16 protein-coding genes are annotated in these 17596 nt (G+C 33.0%); 11 read left to right on the plus strand and 5 right to left on the minus strand.

Annotated features, from left to right (window positions below; translation table 11 throughout):
• Nucleotides 1–37: 37 nt before the first annotated feature.
• Genes AAYQ05_RS08605 through AAYQ05_RS08615 form a run of 3 tightly spaced genes read right to left on the minus strand, consistent with a single transcriptional unit; the run spans nucleotide 38 to nucleotide 1829 of the window.
• Entirely contained in the window at nucleotides 38–487 is a 450-nt protein-coding gene (locus tag AAYQ05_RS08605) for a GNAT family N-acetyltransferase (protein WP_343542673.1), read from the minus strand.
• A gap of 12 nt (nucleotides 488–499) precedes the next feature.
• Nucleotides 500–1027: a hypothetical protein gene (locus AAYQ05_RS08610; RefSeq protein WP_343542675.1), complete on the minus strand. Its 528-nt coding sequence runs from the start codon at nucleotides 1025–1027 to the stop codon at nucleotides 500–502.
• 28 nt (nucleotides 1028–1055) lie between these two features.
• Nucleotides 1056–1829, minus strand: a complete 774-nt coding sequence (locus AAYQ05_RS08615) for an XRE family transcriptional regulator (protein WP_132989572.1) — start codon at nucleotides 1827–1829, stop codon at nucleotides 1056–1058.
• A 90-nt stretch (nucleotides 1830–1919) separates the two neighbouring features.
• Between AAYQ05_RS08615 and dinB the strand changes: the two genes are divergently transcribed.
• The 6 genes from dinB to AAYQ05_RS08645 all read left to right on the plus strand — a co-directional run bounded on the left by dinB (nucleotide 1920) and on the right by AAYQ05_RS08645 (nucleotide 9512).
• Nucleotides 1920–3101 carry a DNA polymerase IV gene (gene dinB / locus AAYQ05_RS08620; RefSeq protein WP_343542680.1) on the plus strand — a complete coding sequence of 394 codons (1182 nt, stop codon included), beginning with the start codon at nucleotides 1920–1922 and terminating at the stop codon, nucleotides 3099–3101.
• On the plus strand, nucleotides 3101–6154 hold the full coding sequence (locus AAYQ05_RS08625) for a DNA polymerase III subunit alpha (RefSeq protein ID WP_343542681.1): 3054 nt from the start codon (nucleotides 3101–3103) through the stop codon (nucleotides 6152–6154). The genes dinB and AAYQ05_RS08625 overlap by 1 nt, the downstream gene beginning before the upstream one ends.
• Nucleotides 6155–6275: 121 nt before the next feature.
• Nucleotides 6276–7655: an exonuclease domain-containing protein gene (locus AAYQ05_RS08630; protein ID WP_343542682.1), complete on the plus strand. Its 1380-nt coding sequence runs from the start codon at nucleotides 6276–6278 to the stop codon at nucleotides 7653–7655.
• A 40-nt stretch (nucleotides 7656–7695) separates the two neighbouring features.
• Nucleotides 7696–8322, plus strand: coding sequence for an alpha-ketoglutarate-dependent dioxygenase AlkB family protein (locus AAYQ05_RS08635; protein WP_177210624.1), 627 nt, complete (start codon nucleotides 7696–7698; stop codon nucleotides 8320–8322).
• 157 nt (nucleotides 8323–8479) lie between these two features.
• Nucleotides 8480–8941: a DUF1810 domain-containing protein gene (locus AAYQ05_RS08640; protein ID WP_177210625.1), complete on the plus strand. Its 462-nt coding sequence runs from the start codon at nucleotides 8480–8482 to the stop codon at nucleotides 8939–8941.
• A 160-nt stretch (nucleotides 8942–9101) separates the two neighbouring features.
• Nucleotides 9102–9512 carry an MFS transporter gene (locus tag AAYQ05_RS08645; RefSeq protein WP_343542686.1) on the plus strand — a complete coding sequence of 137 codons (411 nt, stop codon included), beginning with the start codon at nucleotides 9102–9104 and terminating at the stop codon, nucleotides 9510–9512.
• Nucleotides 9513–9576: 64 nt separating this feature from the next.
• On the opposite strand, the gene AAYQ05_RS08650 is transcribed toward AAYQ05_RS08645, so the two are convergent.
• Nucleotides 9577–10989 (minus strand): APC family permease, encoded by a 1413-nt coding sequence (locus tag AAYQ05_RS08650; RefSeq protein WP_281631401.1) that lies wholly within the window; start codon nucleotides 10987–10989, stop codon nucleotides 9577–9579.
• Between the two features lie 336 nt (nucleotides 10990–11325).
• Here AAYQ05_RS08650 and AAYQ05_RS08655 point away from each other — a divergent pair, with 336 nt between their 5' ends.
• From AAYQ05_RS08655 to AAYQ05_RS08670, 4 genes are all read left to right on the plus strand, one after another.
• Nucleotides 11326–11712 carry a DUF5958 family protein gene (locus AAYQ05_RS08655; protein WP_343542690.1) on the plus strand — a complete coding sequence of 129 codons (387 nt, stop codon included), beginning with the start codon at nucleotides 11326–11328 and terminating at the stop codon, nucleotides 11710–11712.
• A gap of 105 nt (nucleotides 11713–11817) precedes the next feature.
• Nucleotides 11818–12576, plus strand: coding sequence for a methyltransferase domain-containing protein (locus AAYQ05_RS08660; RefSeq protein ID WP_343542691.1), 759 nt, complete (start codon nucleotides 11818–11820; stop codon nucleotides 12574–12576).
• A gap of 415 nt (nucleotides 12577–12991) precedes the next feature.
• Nucleotides 12992–14416, plus strand: a complete 1425-nt coding sequence (locus AAYQ05_RS08665) for a sensor histidine kinase (RefSeq protein ID WP_343542693.1) — start codon at nucleotides 12992–12994, stop codon at nucleotides 14414–14416.
• The gene (locus AAYQ05_RS08670) at nucleotides 14406–14795 is read left to right on the plus strand and encodes a response regulator (protein WP_343542694.1); all 390 of its coding nucleotides are present in this window, start codon (nucleotides 14406–14408) and stop codon (nucleotides 14793–14795) included. The genes AAYQ05_RS08665 and AAYQ05_RS08670 overlap by 11 nt, the downstream gene beginning before the upstream one ends.
• Here the strand turns inward: AAYQ05_RS08670 and AAYQ05_RS08675 are convergent.
• Nucleotides 14792–15949 carry an NlpC/P60 family protein gene (locus tag AAYQ05_RS08675; RefSeq protein WP_343542695.1) on the minus strand — a complete coding sequence of 386 codons (1158 nt, stop codon included), beginning with the start codon at nucleotides 15947–15949 and terminating at the stop codon, nucleotides 14792–14794. The genes AAYQ05_RS08670 and AAYQ05_RS08675 overlap by 4 nt on opposite strands.
• A 245-nt stretch (nucleotides 15950–16194) precedes the next feature.
• Here AAYQ05_RS08675 and AAYQ05_RS08680 point away from each other — a divergent pair, with 245 nt between their 5' ends.
• Nucleotides 16195–17574 (plus strand): Kelch repeat-containing protein, encoded by a 1380-nt coding sequence (locus AAYQ05_RS08680; RefSeq protein WP_343542696.1) that lies wholly within the window; start codon nucleotides 16195–16197, stop codon nucleotides 17572–17574.
• The last annotated feature ends 22 nt before the right edge of the window (nucleotides 17575–17596 follow it).

Raw genomic sequence — 17596 nt, forward strand, 5'->3', positions numbered from 1 at the left:
ATAATTCGTGAATTCGTGGCGGATTTTTTCTTCAAAATTATAGCTTCATTTCCATAATCGGCATGAATCTATTTTTTATTGAAGTTTCAAATTCTCCGATTTTTCTAAATCCAATTTTCTGGTAAAATTGTTCGGCATTTGGTTCTGAATCTAAAATGATTTTTTGATATTTTTCATTTCGCATTCTTTCCAAAAAATCATTCATTAAGAAAGAACCAAATCCTTTTCCTATATATTCAGGCAAAATAAATAAGTTGTCTAGTTTTACCTGATTGTTTTCCAATCTTAAATAAGAATAATAGCCTATAATCTGATTTTCATCAATCAAATTAAAAACAGAATTTGTTTCTATATAATCTATTTTGATTGTTAGATTATTATTCCATTTCTCCATTTGCTCATCCGAATATCCCCAATACGCTTTTGACTTTTTGGTAATTTCTGTTAAACGGATATGATCTTCTATTTTAGCTTTTTGGATGTTCATTAAAATATCGGTTTAAAGTAATTTTCTATTTTCGGCAATTGCTTTTTTATATTCGATTGAATCCATTTTTTGCAAATTATCAATCAAATAATCTATTTGTGCCAAACCTATTTCTTTATATCTTTTGACGTGTTCTTCGCTTAATTTAATTTCTCTTTGGACATCTGCTATTCCGCCTAAAAAACACCAAAGAAAATATTCTTCATTAAATATTCGAAATACAAAATTCCAATCTTCAAAATATAAAATCTGTCCTTTTATAGCCGTAAAATCTAAATAATTTTCAGCATATCGAAAGCCTTCAAAAGCTTTGTTTGTAATTCTAATACTGACAAAACTCTTTTTACTGATTATTTCATTAATATCCTTAACAGTCTTTTCATCAACACGATATGAAAATCGTAGCTCATCAAGAAATTCTTCATCACTAATAAAACCAATTACTCTTAAAAACCTATGAAATCGTTTATCCCACTCTGCAAGTGTTAATTCTGTTCTTGTTATAAAACTTACTGTGCCTGTATAAACAATAAATATCATTATTTTTAATTTCTATAGTTAATGAACCTTAAGTATTCGAAGTATTATTCTTAATCTCTCGAACTTCCCTTTTCAATTCTAAAAGTAAATCTTTCATCTCTCCAGTTTCCGTTGTTTCTTGTTTTTTATCCGAGCGGCCGATATTACATTCGTATTCCCAAATCTCGAGAATATCAGAAGCCTTCACTTCATAATTCGGATAAAAGCTGTTATCAGACTCTAAGACCAAACTGTTTTTTTTGTTTTTATTGAGACGTTTATACACCATTCCTTCACTTTTAGTAATCAGAATATAGGTTTTGCCGTCCATCACCTCTCCTAGCTTTTCTACGTAACGGCCAATAATAATCGAACCATCTTCGTGCGGAGGCATTGAATCGCCTTCAACGGGAAATCCGCGGTGTTTTCCAGGGCCTAAAAACGGAAGTGTAATTTGCTGTAAACTTTCAATATATTCTGGGTCGGCATATCCGTTTAGGTAACCTGCTTTTGCTTTTTGAGATACAATTTCAATAAAATTTTCTCCAAAACTATCCACTTGAATGGGTAAAATAAGTCGGTTGCCTTCTAGTTTTATCAAATTTTGCACATCAATTTTACGGATATCGACAGATAATATCAAGTCGATACTCATATGAAAATATAATGCAATCTTCTTTAAAATGTCATACGGTGCTTCCGAAGTTCCGTCTTCGTATTTCACGTATCTTCCTCTTGTAATACTTAGGTTTTCAGCTAATTTTTCTTGTGATATTTTATGCTTAACCCTTAGTGCTCTGATGTTGTCTGAAAATAAGGACATAATTAATTTGTTATAATTTGGAACAGCAAATATACAAAAAATTGTTACCACCTGTACTAATTTTGTTTCATACAAAAACAAAAGGAAAAAATGGCACGGGCAATTGTACATATGGATTTGGATACCTTTTTTGTATCCTGTGAAAGACGCACCAACTCTGAACTTAACGGTATTCCGCTTATTATAGGTGGCGGAGACCGTGGCGTTGTGGCCTCTTGTTCGTATGAAGCCCGTAAATATGGAGTCCGTTCTGCGATGCCGATTCGTATGGCGTTAAAACTTTGTCCCGACGCAAAAGTGATGAAAGGCGACATGGAATTATATTCGCAACTTTCTCATGATGTTACCGAAATTCTTCAGGAAAAAGCACCTGTTTTAGAAAAAGCCAGCATCGATGAATTTTATATGGACATTACCGGAATGGATAAATTTCACGGCAGTTATAAATGGACGAATGAACTGGCTCAAAAAGTCATTAAAGAAACCGGACTGCCTATTAGTTTTTCATTATCCATCAATAAAACGGTTTCTAAAATTGCAACCGGTGAAGGCAAACCTATCGGGAATCTCGAAATTCCGGAACAAGAAGTACAAGATTTTTTAAATCCGCTTTCGATTCAGAAAATTCCAATGGTTGGAGCAGTTACTTTTCAGCTTTTGTCCCGAATTGGCGTTCGCAAAATTCAAACTTTGGCCGAAATGCCAGCTGAAGTTTTACAACAAATGATTGGCAAAAATGGTTTGGAACTTTGGAAAAAAGCGCACGGAATTGACCACACGCCTGTCGAACCTTATACCGAAAGAAAATCAATTTCGACCGAAACGACTTTCTCACAAGATACTATCGATCTTGCAAAACTGCGAAGAATATTATTAGGAATGGTCGAAAAACTGGCTTTCCAGCTTCGTGCTGAACAATGGCTAACCTCAACGGTTACGGTTAAAATACGTTATGCCAATTTTGATACCGAAACCAAACAATGTAGAGTAGCTTATACCTCTGCCGATCATATTCTGACTAAAAATGTAATAGAACTTTTTGAAAAAGTCTATCAGCGTCGTATGCGTCTGCGCTTGATTGGTGTTCGCTTCAGCGGATTGGTACGCGGAACGTATCAAATTGATCTTTTTGAAGATACTCAGGAAATGCTTTCACTTTATGAAGCGATGGACAAAATGAAAAGCCGTTATGGTTTTGATGCCGTAATGCGTTGTGCCGGAGCTCATTTTAAACCAAACACTAAAGATGAAATTTTAAAACGAAAAAAATAATGTACCTTAATTGTCATTCTTATCATTCGTTACGTTACGGCACAATTCCGCTTAAGGAATTGATTGCTGAAGCCGTTTTGCATGATATTAAAGCAATGGCATTGACTGACATTAATACCGTTACCGGAATTTACGATTTCATAAAAGCGTGTCAGGAAAAAGGAATCAAACCTTTGGTTGGAATGGAATTTCGATGCAATCATGAATTCCGATATATTGGTCTGGCGCAAAATGCGGAAGGTTTAGCTGAAATGAACAGATTCTTGACGGAATATAATTTCAGCGGAGAAACTTTGCCTTTACGTGCTCCAAAATTCGAGTCGGTTTTTGTGATTTATACTTTAGAAAATGCTCCTGAAACACTTTTTGAAAATGAATTTATCGGAGTTCGCCCTGAAGAAGTTTCGAGTCTTTTGACTTCAAAACATAAAAACAAAATCTCCAAAATGGTGATTTTACAGCCTGTAACCTTTAGAAATAAGAAAGAATACAATCTGCATAAAGTGCTTCGTGCTATTGATACGAATATTATTTTATCGAAACTTACAGAAGCAGATTATTGCAAAGTTTCTGATGTGATGAAACCTGTAGAATCGATTCTTCCATTCTATGAAAAATATCCTGAAATTATTTTAAATACAAAACGTATCATTGACGATTGTAATTTTCAATATGATTTTTCGGCTAAAAGAAATAAAAAGTTCTATACTGAAAATCGTCAGCAAGATTTAGAAAAACTGACCGAATTGGCTTGGGAAGGATTTGAAAAACGTTACGGAAACGAAAATATTGAAGCAAAAGCCCGAGTAAAAAAAGAATTAAAAGTTATTGACGAATTAGAATTCAGCGGTTATTTTTTAATTACTTGGGATATTATTCAATATAGCAATAGCCAAGGTTTTATGCATATTGGTCGCGGAAGCGGTGCCAACAGCATCATTGCCTATTGTCTCGGAATTACCGATATCTGCCCTATTGAACTCGATCTCTATTTTGAACGTTTTTTAAACCTCAACCGCAAAACGCCACCTGATTTTGATATTGATTGGAGCTGGCAAGAACGCAACACAATTCTGGAATATATCTTCAAAAAATACGGCAGAGATCATGTGGCATTTTGCGGTACCAATGTCGAATTTAAATACCGTTCTATTTTTAGAGAAGTCGGAAAGGTTTTTGGTCTTCCGAAAGAAGAATTAGATCTTTTGGCAAAAAATCCAGAAGAACTTCATCCAACCAATAAAATTGTAAAATTGGTTCAGGAATACGGACAAATGATGGGAAAATATCCCAATCAACGAAGCATGCATGCGTGTGGAATTTTGATTTCTGAAGAACCAATTACCAATTATACGCCTCTGGAAATACCTCCAAAAGGTTTTCCAATCGTACTTTTTGACATGCATATTGCCGAAGAAATTGGTTTTGATAAATTCGATATTCTAAGTCAGCGCGGTATTGGCCATATTGATGACAGCGTAAAACTGATTGCCAAAAATCGAGGCATAAAAGTTAATATTCGTGATACTTCTATTTCTAAAGACGAGGCTGTTTGCAATTCTTATTTAGCAAAAGGACATACTATTGGTTGTTTTTATATCGAAAGTCCTGCTATGCGTGGTTTACTGCGCCGTTTAAATTGTGATAACTATAAAATTCTTGTTGCCGCGTCGTCTATTATTCGTCCTGGAGTAGCACAATCGGGAATGATGAAAGAATATATTTTCCGTCATAATAATCCAACTCAGTTTGAATATTTTCATGAAGTTTTCAAGGAACATCTTGGCGAAACTTACGGGATTATGGTTTATCAGGAAGATGTGATTAAAATCGCCCAGCATTACGGCGGACTTCCCGCTCCTGACGGTGATATTCTTCGTCGTGCCATGTCGGGAAAAGGAAGATCTTTGGAAGCGTTGCAGAAAGTAAAAGACAATTTCTTTGCGAGCTGTGCTCAAAAAGGACATCCCGAAACTTTGAGTCAGGAAATTTATCGTCAGATCGAATCTTTTGCGGGATATTCTTTCTGCAAAGCACACTCAGCTTCTTATGCGGTTGAAAGTTATCAAAGTTTGTACTTGAAAGTTAATTATCCTGTTGAATTCATGACAGCGGTAATCAACAATCAGGGCGGATTTTACAGAACTGAAGTTTATGTACACGAAGCAAGAATGTCTGGCGGAACGATTCATAATCCGTGTGTAAACAAAAGCGAATATCAAACGACTTTGTATGGTACCGATATTTATTTAGGTTTCATGCACATTCAAAGTTTGGAATCTAAAATTGCTCATTTGATTGAAGAAGATCGAAATAAAAAAGGTGATTTTAATTCTCTGGAAGATTTTATCAACCGAATTCCAATTGGAATTGAAGGCGTTAAAACCCTGATTTTTATTGACGCATTTCGTTTTACAGGCAAAACAAAAAATCAGCTTTTGGTCACTGCCAGTCTACTGTTGAATAATTTTAAACCTAAAAATAGAGATTTAAAATTACTGCAGGAACCTGTTAAAGAATACAAACTTCCAAAATTAGAACGTTCCGTTTTTGAAGATGCTTTTGATGAAATCGAATTATTGAGTTTCCCCGTTTCATGTACTGTTTTTGATCTTTTACAAACCAAACACCGCGGTGATGTGATGGCGAAAGATTTGGTTCAATATCATAAAAAACAGGTTCGAATGCTGGCCTATTTGATTTCCAGAAAACACGTCCCTACAAAAAAAGGCACCATGTATTTTGGAACTTGGATCGATCATGAAGGCACTTATTTTGATACGGCACATTTTCCTGATAGTCTGGAAAAATATCCTTTTCAGGGCGGAGGCTGTTATCTTTTGTTAGGAAATGTCGAAGTCGATTATCATTTTCCGACTATCACAATAACCAAAATGGCAAAAATGCCTTTTATTCCAGATCCGCGTTATATGGATTCTAAAGATCAATACAGAACACAAAATCAGATAAAAGAAGATGTGAGTTTGACGCATCGTGCGCCTTATCCACAAGGACATGAAATTAATCTGCCGAGACACCGAATGAAATTTTAAATGAGTACAATGATTTAACACATAGAAAAATAGTTTATTAGCTTGTAGAGATTGCCAATTTTAATTTTAAATCTATGTGTTAAATTTTAAATAACTAAAGAACAACTTACGTTATATAAAGATGAAAAATACGGAATATGCTATAGTCGATATTGAAACCACAGGTGGAAATGCCAGTGGCAGCCGCATTACAGAAATTGCGATCATTATTCATGATGGTAAAAATGTGCTGGATCGTTATGAAACACTTGTAAATCCTCAACAGGACATTCCTCCTTCTATTTTTGGATTAACAGGAATTAATAATGAAATGGTAGCCAATGCGCCAATCTTTGATGATATTTCAGAAAAAGTTTTGGAAATGCTTACTGATCGTATTTTCGTTGCACATAATGTCAATTTCGATTATTCATTTGTTCATCATCAATTGGAACAGTCAGGTTTTAAATGGTCTGCTAAAAAACTTTGCACCGTTCGAGCAGCTAGAAAAATCAAACCGGGATTGGGTTCTTATAGTTTAGGGAATCTTTGCAATTCTTTAAATATCAATTTAGAAAACAGACACCGCGCCGGCGGAGATGCCGATGCTACTGCTTTGCTTTTTTCGCTTTTATTAGAATGGGATGACGCCGGAGAAATCGAGAAAATGATCAAAAAAACAGCACAAGATCAGCGTTTACCTCCTAATCTTCCACCAGATGACTTTAATAATTTACCCGAAAAACCAGGTGTCTATTACTTTTATAATCAGCAAAAAAAAGTGATTTATGTTGGAAAAGCCATCAATGTAAAGAAACGTGTAGCATCTCATTTTAGTGGTAACAATATAAATCCGCAGAGGCAGCACTTTTTAAGAGATATTCACGGAATTTCTTTTGAAATCTGCGCTACCGAATTAATGGCGCTTCTTTTAGAATGTACCGAAATCAAAAAACTTTGGCCAACTTATAATAGAGCTTTAAAACGTTTTGAAGCCAAATTTGGAATTTACCAATACGAAGCTAGAAATGGCTATAAATATCTTGCCATTGGCAAAGTAAGTAAGTTTCAGGTTTGTATTCACGAATTCAGCAGTTTGCATGAAGGTATCAATTTACTTCGAAACCTTGCCGAACGTTTTGAAATCGATCATCGTTTCTGTAAATATTCAAAATCTGAGGATGGCGAATTTTTCTACAATAATAATGTGCAAAGTCTGCCCGATGCTATAATGCATAATGCACAAGTCGATAATGCTATTGATTATCTATTGAATAATAGACCTTCTTTTGCCATTATTGACAAAGGAAAATCAAAAGAAGAACGCAGTTGCATTTGGATTGAAAATGGGCATTTTTACGGGATGGGGTATCTTCCTTCAGATGTTTCGATTCATGAGCCTTCAGACGTAAAAAATTATGTTACGCCTTATAAAAGCAATCAATACATTGAGCAACTGATTTTTTCTTATGCAGAAAAGCATCCTAGAAAAGTATTCTTTAAAAAACATTTCTTAGTCTAAAATCAAATTAGAGAAAAATAGAGCTGTAAAAATCAAAATTATGACACTATTTACCGACACCGAATTATTTACCACTGGACACGGAGGTAAAAAAATATTTGATCTTCCGGATTGCGAACTAATTCTGATTGAAAATTTCTTCAGCAAAGAAGAATCAGATTCTTTTTATGAAAGAATACTGCGCAAAACGAAATGGAGAGAATATGAAATGGAAATTTATGATAAAACCTATACTGTTCCCAGAATGATTGCATGGTATGAAGATAAAGACAACGAAGGAGCAGATCCAAACGGACCTGACTGGACGTATGAATTGTTAAAAATCAGAGGCCGCGTGGAGAAAGAAACTCAGCTTGATTTTAACAGTCTTCTGTTAAATTTATACCGAAACGGGAAAGATGGTGTAGGCTGGCATAGCGATCGGGAAGACAAATCTGGTAAAGATCCGATTATAGCTTCTGTGACTTTTGGGGAAACTCGAATGTTTAAACTTCGCCATAAATTTAGAAAGGATATTCCGTTAGTTGAAATTCCGCTTCATCATGGTTCTTTTCTACTAATGGCGGGAACTACGAATAGTTTCTGGCAGCACCATGTTCCGAAAACGGCACGTAAAGTTTTGCCCAGAATAAATTTAACATTCAGACAAACGCAACGTAATACGTAATACATTCAGAACTAAAAACTAGCTGATTTATTAGCTCAATCCCTATGAGGAAAATTCTGTCGAAAAAAGTTAAAATACTGATTGTATGAACGTTTTATTAGGCTGAACCTTCCTTTTTTACTATTTTTGCAACCTTTTAAAAAAATATAATACCGTAATGGCTTATTCAAACAACGATTTAGCGCGCTTCTTAGATGCGCAAAACAAACTTTATCTTACTGCTCTTTCTGAAATCGGAAAGGGGAAAAAAGAGACGCATTGGATGTGGTTTATTTTTCCTCAAATTAAAGGATTGGGTAAAAGTGATACTGCAAATCTTTATGCCATTAATGATTTAAAAGAAGCTACAGATTATTTGGAGCATCCTATTTTAGGAAAACATTTGATTGAAATTTCAGAGTTATTATTAACCTTTAAGATGAAATCGGCTGATGGAATTTTTGGTGACTTAGATGCACGAAAATTACGTTCTTGCATGACTTTATTTTCATTGGTAGAAAATGCAAATCCGATATTTCAGGAAATTTTGGAGGCTTTCTTCTCTGGAGAAACCGATCCGCTTACTTTGTCTATTATTAATTCAACTATAAAATCTGTTGATGAGCCGGTTGAAATATAACTAGAGTTTACAACGATTATTTACATTTAAAAGACACTACTTATAGTGTCTTTTTTTTGTTTATGGCTATACTATTCACTAAAACCAATATCATAAACTGTTTATTTAAAAGTAATTAATCTTAACTTGCATAAAGTTAACCTCAAATCTAAACCAAATCATGACCGAAAAAATCAAAGCTTTACAAATTATCCATCTCGCCATTTGTGCAGGAACCATCATCGCTTATTACATTATTGGAGATCTTTCACTTGAAACGCTACATGTACCTGTTATTGATACAGCTTCAATAATATATCTTGCTATTCCGATTCTAGCAATTGTTTTAAGCAGTATATTATTTAAAACACAATTAAAGCAGATTGATCCAAAGTTAAAACTCGAAGATAAAATGCCTATATATCAAGCTGCCTCTATTATGCGATGGGCGGTTCTTGAAGGCGCCGCTTTTTTGATTTTAATTTTAAAACCCGATTTTATATTATTTGGAATTCTGATATTAGTTTATCTGATATTTCTCAGACCTACCACAGAGAGAATTGACAATGATTTATCGAATACAAACAATTAAAAAAACAAAAAGTGCCTTGCAATAAAAGGCACTTTTTTATAGATAAAATTTGAAATTTTTGAATCTATTCTTCTTTCGGTTTCGTTAAGTAATAAACTGGAATTCCAGTTAACATAATCAACACTCCCCAGCCGCAGGTTGAGAATTTTGTAATTAGTAACGCAATACAAATTGCCGACGCTACAACAATATATAGCATTGGTAAAAATGGATATCCAAATGCTTTATAAGGTCTTTCTGCATCTGGCATCTTTTTTCTTAGAATAAAAATTCCGTAGATGGTCAGAATATAAAAAATCAATACGATGATAATTACAAAATCAAGCAAATCACCATATTTGCCTGTCAAGCACAAAGCCGAAGCCCAAATACACTGCGCCCAAAGTGCCCAAGCAGGAACGCTCGAACTATTTAAAACAGCAGCTTTTTTGAAAAACAAACCATCTTTTGCCATCGTATAATACACTCTCGCACCCGCCATAATTAATCCGTTGTTGCAAGCAAAAGTCGAAATCATAATCATAATTGCAATAATCAAGGCTCCGACATTTCCAAAAATATAATCTGAAGCCACAACTGCAACACGATCAAACTTTGCTGTTGCTATTTCATCAAACGGAACTACGGCCAAATACATAAGATTTGTTACAACATATAGAGAGGTTACAATAAAAGTTCCTAGAAAAAGACTAAGACCTACATTTCGTTTAGGATTTTTAATTTCACCAGCGATAAAAGTCACACCGTTCCAAGCATCACTAGAGAATAAAGATCCAACCATTGCAGCCGAAATTCCAGAAATTAAAGCTGTTCCACTAATTGGCAGCCATGATCCGCTTTCTTTGTCAAACGTTCTTGTGCTCCATCCGTCTGCCCAGTTTGCATCCCAAACAGAAGCTTTCGCAGCAAGGGTTAATCCGAAAACGACTAATCCAAGAAGCGATAAAATTTTAATTATCGTTAAAACGGTTTGCAGAATTTTTCCATTTTTGACTCCTCGGCTATTGATAAAAGTTAGAATGATAATAGTTAAAATCGAAACTAGCTGAGCTGCATTCAGTTTAAAAGCTCCCAGTTCGTAAAGAATATTCTCATCACTCAAAGGTTCATACAAATAAGCTGCAAATTTAGAAAAAGCCACTCCTACTGCCGCAATAGTTCCAGTCTGAATAACTGCGAAAAAACTCCAACCGTACAAAAAGGCAATTAGTTTATTATAGGCTTCTTTTAAGTAAACGTATTGCCCGCCAGCTTTTGGAAACATCGCACTCAATTCGCCATAGCTCACCGCCGCGACAACGGTAATAAATCCAGACAAAAGCCAGATTAATGTAAGCCATCCTGCCGAGCCTACTTGTCGGGCAATATCGGCACTTACAATAAATATTCCGGATCCAATCATAGAGCCAACCACAAGCATGGTTCCGTCTAAGAGTCCGAGTTCTCTTTTAAAATGTTCTTGGTCGTTTTCTTGCATTTTTATTGGTTTAGGTTGGCTAAAGATATACTTTTTTCTGAAATCTTAATCTTTAAATTATAAATTCCATAAATTCTTAAAAAAGACCATATTTATCAAGATTTAACCCTAATCTTTATTAAAATCTTTTGAGCGTATACTTTTGGGTCGGACTATTCACTTTATCTTTTATGGTTCCTGATAGTTATCGGGATTGCTACAAAAGGATGCTGTTGTCATCCCTAAAGCAAACAAAAAGTGCATTCAAAAACGATATATAAATCAACATTAGTAATTTCAACTTTTATATATTTGATTTCTACGAATTGCCTAATGAAAATAAAGAATTTGGAAAGAATGGAAGAAATAATCAATAAAATTGCTCAAGACAAAATGGATTTCAATATTGGTTTAGAACTATTATTGGATAAGAATAGTTTTGACAAGATTTTTGAAACACTTCAAGTTTACATTTTAAATTCTATTCCAAATAAAACTGATTATAATTCAGAAACTTATCAAAGAGCAATAAATAGTATTCCCCTAAAACCAACTTGCACGCCAATTATAATTTTAAAAAATTTCTCGACCAAAATTGCTTTCAATAAATTGGCTTCCTTGCCCGAAAATGAAAATAAAAAAGTAATAACCTCTTTACTTTGGATTTTTAAAATTACAGATACAGAAAGAAGAAATACAGAATGCAAAAACGGCTGCGGTCATTTTTGGCATGAATTAGAATAACTTTAAATGAGTTTTTCAATTTTAATTGTAAAACAACAGAATAATCTTTTTCCTTGGTTTTGAAGCATTAGAAATTTTCCTTATTTTTAAAAGAAAAAGAAAATCATGACTTGGGATCCAAAAAAATATAATGAGTTTAAAGAAGAACGTTCTAAACCTTTTGACGATCTAACAAGTCATATTATTGATAAACCCAATTTGAAAGTTATAGATCTCGGATGCGGAACGGGTGAACTTACTCAAAAATTGCATCAAAAACTAACCAATCCAACTGTTCTTGGTATTGATAATTCTGTCGAAATGCTGGCAAAAGCTCCAGTGCAAGAAAATCTTGAATTTAAAGAAAAAACGATTTTAGAACAAATCAACGACGAAACCAAATGGGATTTGATCTTTTCAAATGCGGCCTTACAATGGATTGATAATCATAATGAACTTTTTCCTCAAATTATCTCCCGAATAAATCCAGGCGGACAATTGGCAGTTCAGATGCCACAGCAAAATGAAAACATCTTGAATAAAATACTTTTACAGCTTGTTCAAGAAGAACCTTTTGCTACGTATCTCAAACATTGGACACGCCCTTCTCCAATATTGGCTTTAGATGATTACGCTAAAATTCTATTCGAAAATGGCGGTACCGATTTGGTTCTCTACGAGAAAGTTTATCCCTTAATTTCTAGTCAAAAGGACGATTTTTTTGACTTTATTTCCGGTTCGGCATTAACTGTTTATCAAGAAAGATTAAAGGAGCAGGAATTTGCAGCATTAACAGCTGAATTCAAAAAAAGAATAGATGCCTATTTTCCTGTCGTTCCATCTATTTACGCATTTAAAAGACTGATTATTTACGCTAAATTTTAATCATACAATCTAAACAAATTCATTACCAATCTTTAAACAAAAACGAGATTTACTGTTTTTTGCATAACGCCTGTTTTTATTGCTTTTTTATCTTCAAAATTGAAGTTAAAACTCTCTTCTTTTAGTTCAAAAACTGCTAAAATCTTGTCTTAAAAAGCAAAACATACTAATAACCAAATAATTAAACAAAACTAAATAAAATAGAAATATTTTTGTCTCAGGATGGCTTTTTACATAAAAATCATAAGATAAATTTTATTATATTTGAGATAATCATTTTAAAAGCATCAACAAACAGGAAAATACATTAACAAGTGTTTAATATTTAAAAAATAAATAATTGTCCCATTTTTTTATTTTTTTTGACAAAAACATGCAAAAGGCACTTTATTATCAACCTACTAATTTTAAGATTATGTCTAAACTGCAAGCTTTAAAAAACTTTCGTTTTCCAAATGTTTTTATCCTTATTTTAATCGTTTTTATTTCCTGTGCATTATTAATCTGCATCAACTTTTTTACCATTAAAATTTTATCTGCTAATAGAGCTTATGTCAACGGAGAATCGCATTATTCAAAAGGACAAAAAGATGCATCAAGACATTTAATCACTTATTTATTTACTAAAAATCATGCGCAATGGAAATTGTATCTTGAAGAATTAAAAGTGCCTCAAGGAGATGGCATTGCAAGAATTACACTTTTGAAAGCTGGAGATAATAAGATTGCAAGAAAGGGATTTCTGATTGGGAGAAATAACGAAGATGATCTTGATGACATTATCTGGTTATTTGACAACTTTAAAGATGTAAGTTTTTTATCTAAAGCGATCAAAGAATGGGGAAAAGGAGATAAATTAATTTTTGACTTATTTGTTATCGGACAGCAGATCAATGCCAAAATAGAGCGCAATTTATTAAGCCCAGAAGATGAAAAAAAATACTTAAACGAAATTAGTACAATAAGTGACCAATTAACCATTAATCAGCGTAATTTCTCAAATACACTTGGCGAAGGAACTCGAAAAATAAAAGATCTACTCATTATTACAAACATCTTTTTCATTCTAATTATAATCTGCAGTGTTTGTTTGTATTATTCGATAATGGTCAAAAGGTTATTGATTTCAAAAAAAGAAACAGAAGTAAAAAATGAAAATCTTATTATAGTAAATCGCGAATTAGACCGATTTGTTTACAGTGCTTCGCACGACTTGAGATCTCCCATTACTTCATTAAAAGGCCTTATTGAAATAACTGCACTAGAAGACGATGTAGAACAAGTTCGAGATTATTTACAAATGATGCATCAAAGTCTTGCCAGACAAGATCAATTTATTAGCGACATTATTGATTATTCTAAAAACAAAAGAAAAGAAATAATAATGGAACCGGTAAGTCTTAAAGAGTTATGCAATGAAGCTATCCTGCAATTAATGCATATTGAAAATGCTAACAGGATTAAATTCACACAAGAACACTTAGTAGACCAAATTGAAAGCGATGGCCTTCGTTTAAAAATCATTATTAACAACCTCCTTTCAAATGCTATAAAATATGCAGATTGCAGCAAGCAAGAAATGTTTATTACCATAAGAACTTATTTTAGCGAAGGCTTAAATAAAATTGAAGTATCCGATAATGGAATCGGAATTCATGACGATCATAAAGCTAATATTTTTGACATGTATTTTGGAACTAACAAAAATAAAGGTTCCGGATTAGGCTTGTATATCGTAAAAGAAGCAGTTGAAAATATTAAAGGAGACATTTCCGTTTTTTCTGAAAGCAGAGTTGGAAGTAAATTTATAGTAACAATACCAAATTCATATGCCGTATAGATCTCAATTTGTAATTATAGAAGACAATCTGATTGATCAATTTGTCACTAAAAAACTGCTTAAAAAAGGGCTAGACATTAATCCTGTTTATATAGCCAATAATGGAAAAGAAGGAATGAACTGGTTACTAAAAAATCAGAATCAAAATCCATTAATTATCCTTTTAGACATTCAGATGCCTATTATGGACGGATTTGAATTTTTGAAAGAATTTGACCGGCTGCCAGAAGATATAAAACAAAATATTGAAATTTTTGTGCTTTCTTCGACCTTAGATAGTGATGAAATCAAGAAAGTAAAAGAAAATAAGTACGTCACTGATTTCTGGAATAAACCTTTTAGATTAGAAATATTGAAAAGTGTATTTCTAGAAGCTTAATTCAAAACGCGGTTTACTTGAGAAAATGTTCTTGTGTAATATGGTTCTTTTGTTGAAGAAATCATCACACCGCCGTGAGTAGATGAATGCACAAATTTAATTTCACCATCAACATTTTCAACAACCATACCTACGTGATTTATATGACGTCTACCATTGGTTCTAAAGAAAATTAAATCGCCTTTTTGCGCTTCGTCTGAAGTTACTTTTGTTCCTATTCTAGATTGCTCTATTGAACTTCTAGGAAGTTTAATATCAAAATTACCGAAAGTACAAAACATTAATCCTGAACAGTCAAACCCCGCTTTTGTTGTTCCGCCTGATCTATATCTCGTGCCTATATTTTCTGTTGCACTTGCGATAAGCTGATCAATTAACACCGAATAATTTCCTGTTCTCACAAGAGTTGAATCTCTTTTTATTTCCTGATTTGCAGTTGTTTCTGCTATTTGACTAGAAGAAACGTCAGTTTGCACGTTGGTCTCTTGCACTGTTTTTGCGGCTTGAATTGCATCTGCTTTTTCTTTTGGAATGCGAATTTTCAACAAATATCCAACAGGGACTTTACCTTTAATTGAAGGATTCTGGCGTTCTAACTCTGCAACTGTAATACCATATTCTTTAGAAATGCCATATTTCGTTTCTTTTGACTTCACTTCCCTAATAAGCTCTACATCTGTCGATACTACTTCAGCATTAGTTTCGATTGGTTTTTCATTTACTAAAGCTACATCCGAAGGAATAATAATCTGCTGTCCAATTTTCAGTCCTTCTGTTTCCAAAAGTGGATTTGCTTTCTTTAAATCATCAACAGAGACATTATATTTTTTAGAAATTCCCCAAAGCGTTTCTTTGGAAGCTACTTCATGAGTGCCAGAAGTATTAGAAGTATTATCATTTACTGCAACTTCAACATTTTTAGTCTTTACTTTTGTAGTGGTTTTATTTTTATTCGGGATTAAAAGGATTGAATTTAGTTTTAATATTTTAGGAGCATTTGGGTTTGCGTCTGCGATATCTTTTACTTTTACTCCATATTTTTTAGCAATAACAGAAAGGTTATCTCCTTGTGAAATTTTGTGCTTAATAAAATTATCCTGCGCCAAAGCTCCTACACTGAAAAAAAACAATACTATTATTAACCTATAAACCATATTCCCTATTTAAAAGTTTTTACCCTTTTTTTAATGTTATACCATAATCTGAACTCAAAAAAGACAAATATATTGCCTAAAAAGCGAATTTAACTTTTTAATGTAAAAAAACCTGTGTTTTTAACAATTATTTTACCTCGAATTAACAGTCTCTGCATAAAAATTAATCCAACTTTTTGAAAGGCAGTTTTTTACAAAACATATATTTTTTTATTAAATTTAACCTAATAAAAAACCTAGATATTTTGAAAAATCTATTCTATCTCATCATTTTCTTTCCTTTTATTACAAATGCGCAAATTATAAAGGGAATGGTACTCTCTAAAAAAAACAAAACAGCTTTAGAAGACACTAACATTACCAGCATATCAGGAAGTTTTGGAACTTTAACGAATAGCAATGGCGAATTTACCTTAAAATTGCCCTCTAATTTCAAAGATCAAGATAGTTTACAATTTTCGCATATTGGATTTATTACCACAAAAATTGCTTTAAGTGATTTAAAAAAAGTAGACTTCAAAATTTTTCTTCAAGAAACTATAGAAAATTTAAAAGGCTTAGTTATTACTAAAAATCGCAAATTAAGATTAAAATCTAAACTGAACACAACCAAATTAGCTCCTTTACAATATAGAATTACCTCTTTTGGATCAATTTTACAAGACAGCAAAATCTATATTATAGGCGGAGATGCAAGCTATAAAACAGATCCTTGGGAAAAAGTCAAACGAGAACGGCCGGATTTTACTTTAAAAGATTACCTCAGAGAAATTCGCAATAATCCAAATTATTTCTCTTATAAAGAAAAATTACTGGTATACGACATACAAAATAATTCTTGGGAAGAATCAAATCTAAAATTCAAAAAAAGAGCTTATCACAACCTCAATTATTACGACGGTAAAATCTATATTTTAGGCGGAAAAAAAATTTCTGATAATGGAATTTTTGAATACCTACAAAATGAGATTGAGGTATTTGACACTAAAAAGCAAAGTATTACAATTGATAAAACAAATCCGCATCAAGCATCTAATGCTGCGGCATTTACCTACAATGACAATATAATTGTAATTGGAGGCTCAATAAAAATGAATGATAAAGACAAAAAGACATTTACAAATAAAGTACACCAATACAATATCACTTCTGGCTATTGGTATGAGCTTGCAAGTATGCCAGTAGCTAAAGAAACTTCGGGCGTTCTAATAGCTGATAAAATTTATTTAATTGGAGGAAACAATGACACCCCTTTATCTCAAATTGAAACCTTTGATCTAAAAACTGAAAAATGGCAGACTGAAGGAGAATTATTTACAGGATTAGAAAGACCAGCTGTAACCTTTCATGAAAATATAATTTATTTCTTTGAAAACAATCAGGTATATCTTTATGATATTAAAACAAAACAATTAAAGGAATATCTGGTTGATATTCAATTAAAAGGTTCTAGCATGCATTATTACAACAACAAATTATACATACTTGGCGGAACTCTTCAAGATGACTTCTCAAACACTCCTTCTCAAAATATTTACAGCATTGACATAGAAGAATTTGACAAAACGCAACTCAATCACATCAAAGTTTTATCATCTGGCTTGAATTTATCTACCGCAAACTAGTAAACCAAATTAATCATAATAA

It is taken from the genome of Flavobacterium movens, from assembly GCF_039581425.1.
GTDB lineage: Bacteria > Bacteroidota > Bacteroidia > Flavobacteriales > Flavobacteriaceae > Flavobacterium > Flavobacterium luteolum.

Bases quoted from the DNA above. Each gene is read 5' to 3' on its own strand.
- AAYQ05_RS08605 (WP_343542673.1), bottom strand. From the start codon at position 487: ATGAACATCCAAAAAGCTAAAATAGAAGATCATATCCGTTTAACAGAA.
- AAYQ05_RS08610 (WP_343542675.1), bottom strand. From the start codon at position 1,027: ATGATATTTATTGTTTATACAGGCACAGTAAGTTTTATAACAAGAACA.
- AAYQ05_RS08615 (WP_132989572.1), bottom strand. From the start codon at position 1,829: ATGTCCTTATTTTCAGACAACATCAGAGCACTAAGGGTTAAGCATAAA.
- dinB (WP_343542680.1), top strand. From the start codon at position 1,920: ATGGCACGGGCAATTGTACATATGGATTTGGATACCTTTTTTGTATCC.
- AAYQ05_RS08625 (WP_343542681.1), top strand. From the start codon at position 3,101: ATGTACCTTAATTGTCATTCTTATCATTCGTTACGTTACGGCACAATT.
- AAYQ05_RS08630 (WP_343542682.1), top strand. From the start codon at position 6,276: ATGAAAAATACGGAATATGCTATAGTCGATATTGAAACCACAGGTGGA.
- AAYQ05_RS08635 (WP_177210624.1), top strand. From the start codon at position 7,696: ATGACACTATTTACCGACACCGAATTATTTACCACTGGACACGGAGGT.
- AAYQ05_RS08640 (WP_177210625.1), top strand. From the start codon at position 8,480: ATGGCTTATTCAAACAACGATTTAGCGCGCTTCTTAGATGCGCAAAAC.
- AAYQ05_RS08645 (WP_343542686.1), top strand. From the start codon at position 9,102: ATGACCGAAAAAATCAAAGCTTTACAAATTATCCATCTCGCCATTTGT.
- AAYQ05_RS08650 (WP_281631401.1), bottom strand. From the start codon at position 10,989: ATGCAAGAAAACGACCAAGAACATTTTAAAAGAGAACTCGGACTCTTA.
- AAYQ05_RS08655 (WP_343542690.1), top strand. From the start codon at position 11,326: ATGGAAGAAATAATCAATAAAATTGCTCAAGACAAAATGGATTTCAAT.
- AAYQ05_RS08660 (WP_343542691.1), top strand. From the start codon at position 11,818: ATGACTTGGGATCCAAAAAAATATAATGAGTTTAAAGAAGAACGTTCT.
- AAYQ05_RS08665 (WP_343542693.1), top strand. From the start codon at position 12,992: ATGTCTAAACTGCAAGCTTTAAAAAACTTTCGTTTTCCAAATGTTTTT.
- AAYQ05_RS08670 (WP_343542694.1), top strand. From the start codon at position 14,406: ATGCCGTATAGATCTCAATTTGTAATTATAGAAGACAATCTGATTGAT.
- AAYQ05_RS08675 (WP_343542695.1), bottom strand. From the start codon at position 15,949: ATGGTTTATAGGTTAATAATAGTATTGTTTTTTTTCAGTGTAGGAGCT.